The sequence below is a fragment of the Lacibacter sp. H407 genome (genome assembly GCF_037892605.1).
GTDB lineage: Bacteria > Bacteroidota > Bacteroidia > Chitinophagales > Chitinophagaceae > Lacibacter.
In genome coordinates this window covers 1,553,054-1,566,743 of sequence record NZ_JBBKTU010000001.1, presented here as the reverse complement: position 1 = coordinate 1,566,743, position 13,690 = coordinate 1,553,054, and the positions used below count along the sequence as shown (strand labels likewise).

Here is a 13,690-nt window from a genome sequence, read left to right as displayed (position 1 = left end):
TACTCATCACTCATCATTCATCACTCATATCTTCACTTTGATCACCAACTTCTTAATCTCTCCCTCACCGATCATCGGTGCATGCACATCTTCCGGATAGAAGATCGCAAACTGCCCATCGGTCAATTGGAAATACGTATCAGGAGCATCGTCGTAAAACAACACATCCTTTTCATCGTTGTACTCACCTTTTGGAGTTACACATTTTTCTCTCGGTTTCCAGCCAATGGTTTCAACACCTTTAATGCAAAGCTGAATGTCGATATTCTTATTATGACATTCAAATTTCTGCAGACTGGTTTCTTTTGTTTTACCGGGTGCATTGCTGATGATGGCTTTTAAACCTTCTGCAATATCACTTTTACCATCGGCAGCATTTGCCAGGTCGGTTTGCTGGATGTACTCAAATGCTTTTGCAAACAACGGATGTGCTGAAAAGTATTTGGGCGCATTCTTGATTGTATCAATGATCATCGTCGTAATTTATAAAATGAATGATGAGTAATGAATGATGAGTAACTGAGCACTCATCATTCATTACTCATTACTGATTAACGTTGTACCCTTCCGCTGCCATCGCCTTTCATCAGGTCTTTAACTTCACCTAATGTTGCGTGGTTCAGATCACCAGGAATTGTGTGTTTCAATGCACTTGCAGCTACACCAAACTCTGCCGCTTCGCCCATTGGCATGCCTGTAACCAAGCCGTAGATCAAACCACTTGCAAATGAATCACCGCTACCTACACGGTCAACGATACGTACACTATATTGTTTTGTGTGATAGTAATCAGTACCATCATATACCAATGCACTCCAGCCATTATCAGAAGCACTATGGCTTTCACGTAAGGAAGAAGCAATGAATTTGAAACCAAACTTCGCTTTCATTTGCTGGAATACATCTTTGAAACCATCAAGGTTCAATTCACCTTTTGTAACATCAGTATCTTTTGCTTTGAAGCCAAGACATAAGTCAGCATCTTCTTCGTTACCAATACAAACATCAACAAATTCGCAAAGGCCAGTCATTACTTCACGGGCTTTTTCTTTTGTCCATAATTTTTTACGGAAGTTAAGATCGATCGAAGTGGTGATACCTTTTGCTTTTGCAGCTTTCAATGCAGCCAACGTTAAAGCAGCAGCTTTATCGCTCAATGCAGGCGTAATACCTGTTGTATGAAACCAGTCGGCGCCATCGAAAATTTTATCCCAGTCAAATTCACTTGCATCAACATCTGCAATAGATGCACCTGCACGATCATATACTACTTGTGATGCACGCATAGATGCACCAGTTTCGAGGAAGTAAATACCTAAACGGTCACCACCTCTTGCAACAAACTGCGTATCTACACCATAGCGACGTAAATGATTAATGGCCGATTGACCGATTGGATTGTTAGGTACTTTGGAAACAAATGTTCCGTTTAAGCCATAGTTACATAGTGCAGCAGATACGTTTGCTTCACCACCACCATAAGTGATATCAAATGTATCAGCTTGTACAAAACGTTTAAAATCGGGGGTTGACAAACGCAACATAATCTCTCCGAGTGTTACTACTTTTTTCGACATATCAGTTGTTTTAAATGCTAGGAAATAAATGATTGTTGTTTAGTTGTTTCAAATTTTGCTCTTACCTGTTGAATATACTCTACTGTGTTTTGTGTTGAATCGCCTTTTTCGTGCAGCTTGGCAAAAGCAGCAGCTGCAGCAAAACCGATCACATCCTGTATAGCATGTTGTGATTTTAATCCATAGATCAGGCCTGCCATAAAGCAATCGCCACTGCCTACTTTGTCAACAATGGCATCGGTTGCAAACACAGGGCTCACAGCCTGTTCTTCTTTTGTATTGAGTGCTGCATAGTAACTGATATTACCGGCCTCTGCATCAAAACGAAATGTATTGGCAACCCACTTACAGTTTACAAAACGTTCGAACAATTGCTTACCTGTGTAAGTAGCATGTTGCAAAAACACTTCTTTGCTTCGTGGTTGTAACAGTTTATCATCAACAGAAACACCAAGCAATGTTTGTGCTGACCATATATTGCCCATAATGACATCGCAATACTTTACGAGACTGGGCATGATTTCCCAAGGCTGTTTACCATACTTCCATAACAGTGAACGATAATTCAAGTCAACAGAAATGGGAATGTTCCGTTGCGATGCGGCCTTTACTGCTTCCAGGCATAGCGCTGCAGCTTTTTCACTCACAGCAGGAGCAATGGCACTGAAGTGAAACCATTCGACATCCTGTAAAATTTCATCCCAGTTTACCACACCTGTATTAAGCGTAGAGAAGGATGAATATTTCCGATCGAACACATTCTCTTCACTCTTCATATCAGCGCCTTCTTTCAGATAATACAATCCAATGCGTTCGCCTGAAAGAATGATAGGAGAGGTGTCGATGTTTTTTGTTTGCAGGAAAGAAATAATATCACGTGTAATGATATTGTCTGGCAATGCTGTGCAATACTTCACCGGCATTTGCCAGGTAGCGAGTGCTGTTGCTACATTGAGTTCGGCACCACCAACAAACACGGGCACCTGGTTGGTACGCAACCATTCACCTCCGTTGGCAGGCGGCAATCGAAGTAACAATTCTCCAAAACAAAGCACTTTACTCATAAACTATTTCAGCGTTGGAACCGGAGCCGGGTCCATATCAGTATAAACTAAATTTTCACCGGCCATTCCCCAAATGAAACCATAGTTGGTGGTGCCGCAACCAAAGTGTGTACTCCATGGTGGAGAGATCACAGCTTCGTTGTTGGTCATTACCATATGTCTTGTTTCCATTGGGTTACCCATGAAATGGAATAAGCGTTGTCCTTCCGGTAAATCGAAATACAAATACACTTCCATTCTGCGTGTATGTGTGTGTGGTGGAATTGAATTCCATACACTACCAGGAGCAAGCACTGTTAAACCCATTACCAATTGACAGCTTTTCAAACCATCGAGGTGAATGTATTTATAAACCGTACGCTTATTCGCTGTTTCAACTGCGCCCAATTCAACCGGTGATGCCTGTTCTTTTGTGAACATGGCATTTGGATAAGTTGCATGTGCAGGTGATGATAATAAATAGAACACAGCAGGATTCTTTTTTGATGCAGAAGTAAAACTTACTTTCTGTGTGCCTTTACCGAGGTACAAACAGGAAAGTTTATCGAGGTCAAACTTCTTACCATCTGCAATTACAGTTCCTTTGCCACCAATGTTAATGATGCCGAGCTCTCTTCTTTCCAAAAAATACTCAGCTCTTAATTCGGGATGATTAGGAAGCGTTAATGTTTTTGATACAGGAACTGCACCACCAACAATTACACGATCGTAATGCGTATAAACTAATTTCAGTTTATCAGCTACCAGAAGATCTTTCACCAAAAAATTATCGATGAGTTGTTGTGTATCGAAACCTTTTGTTTCTTCCGGTCCCACAGCAAAACGTACTTCCATATCTCCATCCATGTAAGTATTGCTGTTATAATCTTTCAATTGAACTGCCGGAACTTTTGCCTTTTTTGTTGCCATGACTATCTTATTACTAATGACTAATTACTGTTAACTATCGGCTTTGTTATCTCGCCATCCATCCACCATCAACAAACAACACCGTGCCATTTACATAATCTGATGCTGATGATGCAAGGAAGGTAACCGGTCCTTTAAAATCGGCAGGAACACCCCAACGACCAACAGGAATACGATCAAGAATTGATTTGCTTCTGTCTGCATCTTCACGCAAAGCCTGTGTATTATTTGTTGCGATATACCCTGGAGCAATACCATTTACACAAACACCTTTGCTTCCCCACTCATTACCAAATGCACGCACCAAACCAGCTACTGCAGATTTTGTTGCAGTATAACCTGGTACATTAATACCACCCTGGAAACTTAACAATGAACAAGTGAAGATGATCTTACCACCACCGTTATCGATCATGTGTTTACCAAACTCACGACCAAGAATGAATTGTGCATTGAGGTTGATGTCAACTACTTTATCCCAATACTCATCAGGATGTTCAGCAGCAGGTTTGCGCATAATGATACCTGCATTGTTCACAAGAATATCAATTTTATTTTCTGCTTTTACTTTATTGATGAATGCATAAAGTGCTTCACGGTTGCCAATATCAACACGGTGATAAGTGAACTTGCGGCCGGTTGCTTCAATAGCTGCTTTAACAGCAGAATAATCTTCTACAATAGAAGCGCCCACAATATCTGCACCTGCTTCTGCCAATGCTGTTGCCATTCCCATACCAAGACCGGTATCGCAACCGGTTACCAATGCAGTTTTGCCTGAAAGGTTAAAAAGATCCAATGTTTGCATGTTCGATTATATGTTTTTTGATGTTACTGTTTCTGCTGCATCGAGATGCTGCAGGTTGAAATATTGTTTTGCGTTGTTGTAACAGATATCCTGTATGGTTTTGCCGATCAATGCAATATCATTCGGCAATTCTCCATTCTCAACCTCTTCACCATACATATTACAAAGTATACGACGGAAATATTCATGACGTGGAAAGGATAAGAAACTGCGGCTATCAGTCAACATACCAACGAAGCGACTGAGTAGTCCCATGTTGCTGAGTGCATTGATCTGTTTGGTCATTCCATCTTTCTGATCGAGGAACCACCAACCGCTGCCCCATTGTACTTTACCTGCAACAGAACCATCATTGAAATTGCCGATCATGGTTGCGAACAATTCATTATCGGCAGGATTCAGGTTATAGATGATGGTCTTTGCCAGTTTATCATTACTGTCTAAACGGTTTAAGAATTTTGATAAAGCTCTTGCTTGTGAGAAATCACCGATGCTGTCCCAACCTGTATCAGGACCTAACTGCTGCAACATGCGGCTGTTGTTATTGCGCAATGCACCTAAATGGTATTGTTGCACCCAACCTTTTTCATGATCCCATTCAGCAAAGATCACCAGCATGGCACTTTTGAATTTTTTCTTTTCTTCAAGTGTTAAGTTGCCGCCGCTGCGTACCTGTGCAAAAATGCCAACGATCTCTGTTTGGGTATAATCTTCTGCATAGATCTCTTCCAATCCATGATCAGATACCGCACAACCATTCGCTGCAAAATAGTCATGACGCTTTTTCAATGCAGCTAAATAATCGTTGAACGTGCTGATAGATGTATCGGCTGCCTTCTCTAATAAGGTGAGATAATTATTGAAGCCGATGGTATCATCAACATTCATTGCTTTATCAGGACGGAAAGCAGGATTCATTTTAGTGAAGCTGCCTTGCTGACGAAGTTGTTGATGGTATTTCAAATCATCAACAGGATCATCTGTTGTGCAGATGAGTTTCACATTCATCTGTTGCAATAAACCTTGCACACTATGCGATGCATTCTGCAATTGTGCGGTAGCATCGTCATAAATACGTTTGGCGCTGTCAGCATTCAATACTTCTTCAATGTTGAAATAGCGTTGCAGTTCAAGATGCGTCCAATGATATAATGGATTGCGTAAAGTATAAGGAACAGTTGCTGCCCATTGTTCAAACTTTTCCCAATCGCTGGCATTACCGGTGATGAACTTTTCATTCACACCATTCGTACGCATTGCTCTCCATTTATAATGATCGCCATACAACCACACCTGCGTAAGATTTTCGAAGTTGATATTATTTGCTACCTGCTCTGGTGGCAGGTGATTATGATAATCGATGATAGGCATTTGCTTTGCATACTCGTGGTAGAGTTGCTCGGCTGTTTTGCTTTGCAGTAAAAAGTTACTGTCTAAAAACTTTTTCATGTCGTTTGTTTTGCTAAGAAAATATGGTCGATTTCAATCGTTGCTATACTTACAGACTCACACCACGTTTCCATGGAATGAAATCATCCTGGTTCAATATCACTGCTTTTGGTGTTACTTCGCCGCTTGCTGCTTTAATACAATATTCAAGAATGGCTTCACCCATTTCTTCAATTGTTTTTTCACCTTCAATCACCGGTCCGCAATCAATATCAATGATATCGTTCATGCGTTTGGTTAAATTACTGTTGGTGGAAACTTTAATAGTTGGACAAACAGGATTACCTGTTGGTGTACCAAGACCTGTTGTAAACAAGATCAATGTGGCGCCACTTGCCGCTTTACCTGTTGTTGCTTCCACATCGTTACCTGGTGTGCAAACCAAACTCAAGCCGGGTTTTGTTGCCGGTTCTGTATAATCTAATACATCAACCACAGGAGAAGTGCCGCCTTTCTTTGCAGCACCTGCACTCTTAATGGCATCCGTAATTAATCCATCTTTAATATTACCGGGCGAAGGATTCATGTGAAAACCTGAACCCACTTTCAATGCCTGGTCGTTATAAGCCGTCATTAAGTGAATGAACTTTTCTGCACTTTCTTTTTCTTTTGTGCGATCGATGAGTTCCTGTTCAACACCACATAACTCAGGAAATTCAGCCAATAATATTTTACCACCTAATGCAACAACAAGATCTGATGCATAACCAACAGCAGGATTCGCAGAGATACCACTGAAGCCATCACTACCACCACACTTCACACCAATACAAAGTTTATCGAGTGATGCAGGCTGGCGTTCAAGTTTGTTGATCTCGATCAATCCTTCAAATGTTTTACGGATCGCTTCAGCGATCAATTGCTCTTCACTCTGCGATTGCTGTTGTTCAAAAACATACAGCGGTTTATCGAAGTTGGGATTGTGCTGCTTGAGATCATTCCTGAAATCCTGTACCTGTAAATTCTGGCAACCCAAACTCAATACTGTTACACCACCAACGTTTGGATGATCAGCATATGCTGCTAATAATTTACTCAGCACGGCAGCATCCTGGCGAATACCACCACAACCACCCTGGTGATTTAAAAACTTAATACCATCAACATTTTTAAACGGACGTATCTTTTGTGAAGTAACAGAAGGAGAGAGGTCAACATCTTCAATGTTTTCACCCTTCTGATATGCTTCGAGTAATTGATGAGTATAGCTTTTGTATTTCGCTGTTACTGCATAACCTAATTCATTATGCATGGCTTCACGTATCACATCGAGATTTCTGTTCTCACAAAAAACTGTTGGAATGAACAACCAGTAATTGGCAGTACCTACACGACCATCGCTTCGCTTATAACCATTAAATGTTTTTCCCTGAAACTTTGACACATCAGGTGGCTGCCATTCGTAATGCGAAGGGCGATATGTAAATGGGAGAGCGGCATGTTTCAGATTTTCTGTGGTCATCAATCCGCCTGCAGGAATAAGTTTTTGCGCCTTGCCTACCAATACACCATACATGATGGCTTCATCACCCGGCTGCATTTCTTTTTCAAAAAATTTATGCTTGGCATTGATATCGTCCTGCAACACATACTCATTACCCTGGAATGAAATGGTTTCTCCTTTTTTCAAATTGGTCAACGCCACGATCACGTTGTCCTTCGGATGTACTTTTAAAACTTTATGCTTCATTACTCTCTACTTTATCTCTGTTTAACTGGTAATTTTTTACAGTGTTCAACACACCTTCCTCCATCATCGCATCCATATAAGAGCTCACTGCAAATGCAAAACCGGGTAACTCTGAAAGATCATGTCCAAGGATTTGCTCATTCGCCAATGCCTTCTTCACTACATCTGATGGTTTATTGTTTTTCCAAAGCTGATGGAAAAAACCGGCGTGTTCATCCTGTATCGGGTAAACTACACCGTTAGCTTCACCATAGTAGGTGCCACTTTCACTGTGCTCACACTTCATAAATAAAATATAAGCTGCAAAACCCAATGCCATCGAACCGGGAACATAGAGATCCTGTTCAAAATGTTTGAGCAGTAAAGGTATGTTACGCATGCGCATTTTGTGCGAATAATTTAGCGTAATACTAATCCATTTATGCTCAATAAACGGGTTACGGAAACGGTCGATAACGTTACCGGAGAACTCACGTGCTTCCAACACCGAAATCTTATCATTACTAACACATGGTGCTATTTCATGATGCATGAGATCATACACGTACAAACCCATTGTTTTGTTTTCCATTGCTTCTTTCACGGTTTCAAAACCTGAAAGGAAAGCAATGCCGCACGAGAATGTATGTGTACCATTGAGCAAACGAAGTTTCAATTCACGCTGTTTGGTAATATCATTGGTAATAACAACCCCATCGTCTGCTTTTGCAAAACTTAATACCTCTTGTACTTTTGGGTTTGATGTTTCAATAGCCCACAAGCTGTAAGGTTCACTCATGATCATTAGTTCGTCTGTGAAACCTAGTTTTGCTTCTGTTGCTTTTTGTTGTGCAACAGGAAGTTTACCGGGCACAATACGATCGACCAATGAATTGCAGAATGTATTTGCATTTTCCAGCCAATCAATAAATGCATAATCAAGATTGTTGAGATGCGCCAGTTCCATGACAATGGCCTGGAGTTTTGTTCCATTGTCGGTGATGAGTTCTGTTGGTACAATCACCATTCCTTTAGTTACATCGCCATTGAATGCTTTATAACGTTCATGAAGGAATGCAAGGAGTTTGCCCGGGAACGATACTGGTGGGTTGTTAGTGATCTTATCTTCTTCTACCAATACAATTCCAACTTCGGTTGTGTTAGAGATGATGATCTCCATTTCAGGATTGGAAGCGCAATCCAATATCTGCTGCCATTGCGATTTTGCAGAAAGCACACGACTCACAGAGGCATTGATGATATACTCTTCTGTAATTTTTTGCTGACGGATACCGCTGATGCAATGAGTGAATAAACCATCCTGCACTTCATATGCATCTGTGCCACCACTGTCAGTTGATTTTACAATCACTACACGGCCATTGAACATGCCTTTCTTATTTGCCTTGTCGATAAAATAATCGGGCAAACCACGTAACAACACACCTGTACCAAACTGAAGTACTTTTTCAGGTAATGCAAACAATGCATCTGCAGGAACAGACTGTACCGTGCCGTTTAATTTCGATAACGTTTCTTTTGATAACTGCATCTTGTGCTCACTTTAAATTATTAACTGAACAGCAATGATCTTCTTATTTGATGATCATCGCTATTCTTGTTTTATGGTTTCCATCGTTCACCAAACACCCATTGTGCATTGATCTTTTGAACCAATTCCTTACTGATATTATTATTGAACCAGGCATAATTGCCTGCTTTCCGGTGACAATTGTAATAGTAGATCCGTTCGCCCCATTGAATGTTATTGGTTGTTGAAACACGATAGATGGGCGCATCTTTCATGTTATCTGCAAACAAACAATTGATGAGATAAAACTGTGCATCACGATGATAGCGACCCAACAGAAACCCATCATAACCTTTAAACCTGCAATTGAGCAAAACAGTTTTTGAATCTTCATGTCTTGAACCGTCATGCCATATTGCAGCAGAGCCGGTGTTGGCAATAAACTCACAGTTCTCTGCAAATGCCCAGCCACGTGGACAATAAAAATCAACACCACCCTCCATTACACAATCTTTGAAATACCACATGCCATTCTCTACTTCCCATGGACTCACTGTATCGCCTGCATAAGCTTTGAAATTACAGTTGATGGCTTTTAACCTTGTGCAGCCCATTGTTCGCAGTGCCATCTGGTGACCACCCTTTGTGATCGTTTTCTTTTTGTTCACAGTATCAGCAGCACAGGCAACAACTCTGTCTTGCAAAAAATCAAAACCATAGCTGTTGCTGACGGTGAGGTTTTTCAATGTAATATCATTGGCGCCAACATTCATGGTGGCAACGCCCCAATCATCTATATGATCGCAGCGCCATTCATCTCTTGCAATGGCGGCTGTTATAGTAGTGGTTGTTCTGTCTTCGCCTTCGAGTACGAGATTATTTTTCTTGATGAAGATCTTTTCTTTGTAGATCCCTTTCTTAATATAGATCGATCTTGTAACTGCTGATGAATCACTTAAACTATTGATGGCTTCCTGTACTGTTTTGTAATTTCCACTTCCATCCTGTGCAACCACCAATCTTTGTTGACTGTTTGCTGAAAAATTGATCAGCAAATAAACCATTACAAAACTCAATATCGTCAGCTTCGTCCTCACTTCTTAACTGCCTGCTGCAATAGCCATTTTACAAGGTCTTCTGCTGCTTTATAATTTTCGAATTCTGCGGGTAGCAGTTTCCTGTTATCAATATATTCGTTATACACCCATGGATCGCCCACAGCAAACACAGTTCCTTTGCCATATTTTGCAACAGCAATGATCACAGCATTGTCTTTTGTTACCAATGCTTTTGCCGGTGCTTTTACAGTGAGTTCGCTGAGTTCTTTCAGGAACATTCTTTTTGTTGTTTTGAAAACAGGATTGTTTACGCCGGGCATTACTTCACCTTGCACATAGGTATCATTCTTCACCATGTTCAAACTGTTGTTGGTGAAGTTGATGCCAAACTTATTTGCAAGCAGATTTAAATGAGGCAGATCACAGTTGTTACTGTCGTTGGCCAATATTACCAACACACCGCCTGCATTTACCCAATTGCTGATTGCAGCTACATCTGTTGCTGTAACATAATTTGGTTTTGGATTATCACGGATATGATCAGGATCAACCATTACATAAACCGATGCTTTGCTGAGATTGCTCGCTGTTGGCGCAACATCTAATGATTTAAGATTTGCACCATAGCGTTCGAAAATAGTTCCGAGTGTATAATAACCACCATGACTTCTTTCTTCCCATGTATAATGCCAGTAACTCATTTGGTCGCCAGCATCTTTCTTTTTCTCACTGTTGAACCAACGGTCGAGCAAAACAGTTTTGCCTTTCCCAATGGCTTGTGTGGGCAACTGTTCCATTTCTCCTGCTGCCAATAAAAATGCACCAACACCTTTTGCATCATTCACAATCACATCTTCACTCATGTAGTATGCAAAACTTCCATCACGGTAAGGCTTGCCACCAAGTCCTGATACTTTCACTGTGCCATGCAAATTCGTTTGACCGTTCTCTTCTTTGATGAAACGTTTTACAATTCCATCATATCCTTTTTTTGCAATCGAAAGTTTAGCAGCTGGTAAATATCCTTTGCGAACACCTTTTGCAACTGCATATACAAATTGAGAAGAAGCAGATGCTTCAAAATAGTTTTTCTCTTTACCGGGACCATTGTATACCATCACATCGTACCACAAACCAGTTGTTGGGTCTTGTTGTTTTTCAATGGCATTTACCAAACGGTTCAATATTGCAATGAGGTCTTTGCGTTTTGGATGATCAGCAGGGAAGTAGTCGAGTGCATCAACCAATGCATCTGCATACCAACCCATTGCTCTTGCCCAGAAGTGCGGTGAAGTGCCTGTTGTTTTATTGGCCCATTGCTGTTCTTTACTTTCGTCCCATGCATGATAGAGTAATCCTGTTTTTGGATCCCGTGCATGTTTCTCCATCCAGATAAACTGGTTGGCAATATCGTTAAAGGCTGTGTCTTCGTGAAAGAGCATGGCATACTCTGCATAGAACGGAGCACCCATATACAAACCATCCAACCACATCTGGTTGGTATAAATCTTCTTATGCCAGAAACCACCTTCCTTCGTACGAGGATGTGTACGCAACTGATCACGGAGATGCATGGCTGCTTTCTTGTACTTGTCTGCACCGGTAATACGATACAGCATTAACACCAGCTTACCATTGTTTACATGATCGATATTGTATTCTTCTGCTTCATATCCTTTGATCGTTCCATCATTTTGTACGAAATAATCCATACGGTTTTTGATGGAATTGTAATAAGCCACATTACCTGTACGCATCCAAAGGCTTTCAAAACCTTTCAGCACCACGCCCATGTCGTAGCTCCATTTGGTTCTGCTGCCGATGGGTAAACTATCGGGCCAGATTTTATCAACTGTGGCAGCAATCTTCTCGCTATATTTTGTTTGAGCAGTTGACTGAAGCGTAATTGCAAGTAGTACTATTGTAATAAGTTTCTTCATGTTCCTTTTTTATGTGCTACGGCCAATCGTTTTTATTTAGATAACCAATTAATTTCTTTTGCATCAGCACCAAATTCCAAAAGCAATTTTTCTTTGGCGTTGCTGGCGTTTGTATTTTTAATCGTGATGTTTTTATTACGATCACCACTTACACGAAACAGTACTTCACTGCCATCTTTGTAAGTGATCTTATCAAATGAAATATTATCGCTGTTGAGAATATCCACTACCGGTTTTGTATCAGCAGAAATGATCTGGATATTTTTGAACGTAATACCGCTTGCTTCCTGCACATCAATTCCTTTATCGGCCTGCAATACCATATTCTCTAAAACAATATCTTTAACATGCATTTCAGGAAGTCCTCTAACAAAAATGCCTTTTGCTGCACCATTGCAATACACATTGCTGATATGGAAATTCCTGAACACCGGGGTTGTTTCATCAACGGGTTTTACTTCCACTTTTGGTAATTCTCTTTTTTCACCTAAGAGTGGAACAGGATCTTTCGCCATGTAATACATGTCAAACAAAATGGCTTCAGCAGGAATATCTTTCATGTAGATGTCTTTGATGAAGATATTCTCAACCACACCACCACGGCCTCTTGTTGTTTTAAAACGAAGACCAATATCTGTTCCAATGAATGTGCAATTGCTGATGTACATGTTTCTTGCACCACCACTCATTTCACTGCCAATAACAAAACCACCATGCGATGCATACACAGTACAGCCACGAATGATCACATTTTGTGTGGGCATTGCACGTTTGCGGCCTTCTGCATCACGACCACTCTTCATACACAATGCATCATCACCCACATCAAACACGGAATTTTCAATGAGTACATTGCTGCAACTTTCTACATCAATACCGTCACCATTCTGTGCATACCAGGGATTTTTTACAAAAATGTTGCGGACAGTTAAGTGCTCACTCATCAATGGATGCAAACACCAAGCTGCTGAATTTTGAAAGGTTACGCCTTCTAATAAAATGTATTTGCACTCAGTGATCAACACCATGTTTGGACGAAGAAAATCTTTGATGCCTGCAAAGTAAGCTGCATCACGTTCAGGTTTAATTTCACCAGGGTTTGCCGGTCCTTTGCTTGCTTTCATAAAAGCTTCAGAAGGATACCATGTTTTTTTATCATCACTCACCACACCGCCACTCGCAACTAATTTTTTCCATTGACCTGCAGTTAACTTATCACTTTTTACTGAGCGCCATCCATCACCATTACCATCAACAATTCCTTTACCTGTAATAGCAATATTACTTACGCCGGTTGCAGAGATAGGAGATTGGTTACGCATTTGAGGTAAACCTTCCCAGTTTGCTTTCACTAGTGTGTATTGCGATTTATCAGCTGTAAACAGTAACGTTGATCCTGTTGCTAAATGAAGATTCACATTACTCTTCAGTACAATCGGTCCTGTTAACCATAAACCTGCAGGAACCAATACAACACCACCACCTTTTTTACTGCAGGCATCAATTGCATTGTTGATGGCTTTTGTATTGAGTGTATTACCATCGGGAACAGCGCCAAACTTCTTAATGTTGGTTGTATCTTTTTTGAATTTGGGAGCAACCACCACGGGCATTTTTACATTGAACTGTGCAAACGCTGCGCAAACTGTTAAAAGAAAAGGAAGTATAAGAATGATTTTTTTCAT

General features: G+C 40.7%; 11 protein-coding genes. All 11 read right to left on the bottom strand.

Annotated features, from left to right (window positions below):
* Positions 1 to 24: 24 nt before the first annotated feature.
* Entirely contained in the window at positions 25 to 474 is a 450-nt protein-coding gene (locus WG989_RS06885; RefSeq protein ID WP_340428262.1) for a NanQ anomerase/TabA/YiaL family protein, read from the bottom strand.
* 77 nt (positions 475 to 551) lie between these two features.
* Positions 552 to 1,577 (bottom strand): PfkB family carbohydrate kinase, encoded by a 1,026-nt coding sequence (locus WG989_RS06880; protein ID WP_340428260.1) that lies wholly within the window; start codon positions 1,575 to 1,577, stop codon positions 552 to 554.
* A 17-nt stretch (positions 1,578 to 1,594) separates the two neighbouring features.
* A complete protein-coding gene (locus WG989_RS06875; RefSeq protein ID WP_340428258.1) occupies positions 1,595 to 2,641 on the bottom strand; it encodes a PfkB family carbohydrate kinase in 1,047 nt (348 codons plus the stop codon).
* A gap of 3 nt (positions 2,642 to 2,644) precedes the next feature.
* Positions 2,645 to 3,550 carry a 5-dehydro-4-deoxy-D-glucuronate isomerase gene (gene kduI / locus WG989_RS06870; protein WP_340428256.1) on the bottom strand — a complete coding sequence of 302 codons (906 nt, stop codon included), beginning with the start codon at positions 3,548 to 3,550 and terminating at the stop codon, positions 2,645 to 2,647.
* A 46-nt stretch (positions 3,551 to 3,596) separates the two neighbouring features.
* The gene (locus WG989_RS06865) at positions 3,597 to 4,358 is read right to left on the bottom strand and encodes an SDR family NAD(P)-dependent oxidoreductase (protein WP_340428254.1); all 762 of its coding nucleotides are present in this window, start codon (positions 4,356 to 4,358) and stop codon (positions 3,597 to 3,599) included.
* A 6-nt stretch (positions 4,359 to 4,364) separates the two neighbouring features.
* Positions 4,365 to 5,807: a glucuronate isomerase gene (uxaC, locus tag WG989_RS06860; protein ID WP_340428252.1), complete on the bottom strand. Its 1,443-nt coding sequence runs from the start codon at positions 5,805 to 5,807 to the stop codon at positions 4,365 to 4,367.
* 49 nt (positions 5,808 to 5,856) lie between these two features.
* The gene (locus WG989_RS06855) at positions 5,857 to 7,497 is read right to left on the bottom strand and encodes a UxaA family hydrolase (RefSeq protein WP_340428250.1); all 1,641 of its coding nucleotides are present in this window, start codon (positions 7,495 to 7,497) and stop codon (positions 5,857 to 5,859) included.
* Positions 7,487 to 9,028, bottom strand: a complete 1,542-nt coding sequence (locus WG989_RS06850) for a tagaturonate reductase (RefSeq protein ID WP_340428249.1) — start codon at positions 9,026 to 9,028, stop codon at positions 7,487 to 7,489. The genes WG989_RS06855 and WG989_RS06850 overlap by 11 nt, the downstream gene beginning before the upstream one ends.
* A gap of 71 nt (positions 9,029 to 9,099) precedes the next feature.
* Positions 9,100 to 10,083, bottom strand: a complete 984-nt coding sequence (locus WG989_RS06845; RefSeq protein WP_340428246.1) for a pectinesterase family protein — start codon at positions 10,081 to 10,083, stop codon at positions 9,100 to 9,102.
* Positions 10,084 to 10,100: 17 nt separating this feature from the next.
* Positions 10,101 to 12,005, bottom strand: a complete 1,905-nt coding sequence (locus WG989_RS06840) for a glycoside hydrolase family 88 protein (protein ID WP_340428244.1) — start codon at positions 12,003 to 12,005, stop codon at positions 10,101 to 10,103.
* Between the two features lie 32 nt (positions 12,006 to 12,037).
* Positions 12,038 to 13,690 carry a glycoside hydrolase family 28 protein gene (locus WG989_RS06835; protein ID WP_340428243.1) on the bottom strand — a complete coding sequence of 551 codons (1,653 nt, stop codon included), beginning with the start codon at positions 13,688 to 13,690 and terminating at the stop codon, positions 12,038 to 12,040.

What these genes read in the sequence shown, in the direction of transcription:
- kduI (WP_340428256.1), bottom strand. Translation starts at nt 3,550, where the DNA reads ATGGCAACAAAAAAGGCAAAAGTTCCGGCAGTTCAATTGAAAGATTAT.
- WG989_RS06885 (WP_340428262.1), bottom strand. Translation starts at nt 474, where the DNA reads ATGATCATTGATACAATCAAGAATGCGCCCAAATACTTTTCAGCACAT.
- WG989_RS06865 (WP_340428254.1), bottom strand. Translation starts at nt 4,358, where the DNA reads ATGCAAACATTGGATCTTTTTAACCTTTCAGGCAAAACTGCATTGGTA.
- WG989_RS06835 (WP_340428243.1), bottom strand. Translation starts at nt 13,690, where the DNA reads ATGAAAAAAATCATTCTTATACTTCCTTTTCTTTTAACAGTTTGCGCA.
- uxaC (WP_340428252.1), bottom strand. Translation starts at nt 5,807, where the DNA reads ATGAAAAAGTTTTTAGACAGTAACTTTTTACTGCAAAGCAAAACAGCC.
- WG989_RS06875 (WP_340428258.1), bottom strand. Translation starts at nt 2,641, where the DNA reads ATGAGTAAAGTGCTTTGTTTTGGAGAATTGTTACTTCGATTGCCGCCT.
- WG989_RS06850 (WP_340428249.1), bottom strand. Translation starts at nt 9,028, where the DNA reads ATGCAGTTATCAAAAGAAACGTTATCGAAATTAAACGGCACGGTACAG.
- WG989_RS06840 (WP_340428244.1), bottom strand. Translation starts at nt 12,005, where the DNA reads ATGAAGAAACTTATTACAATAGTACTACTTGCAATTACGCTTCAGTCA.
- WG989_RS06855 (WP_340428250.1), bottom strand. Translation starts at nt 7,497, where the DNA reads ATGAAGCATAAAGTTTTAAAAGTACATCCGAAGGACAACGTGATCGTG.
- WG989_RS06880 (WP_340428260.1), bottom strand. Translation starts at nt 1,577, where the DNA reads ATGTCGAAAAAAGTAGTAACACTCGGAGAGATTATGTTGCGTTTGTCA.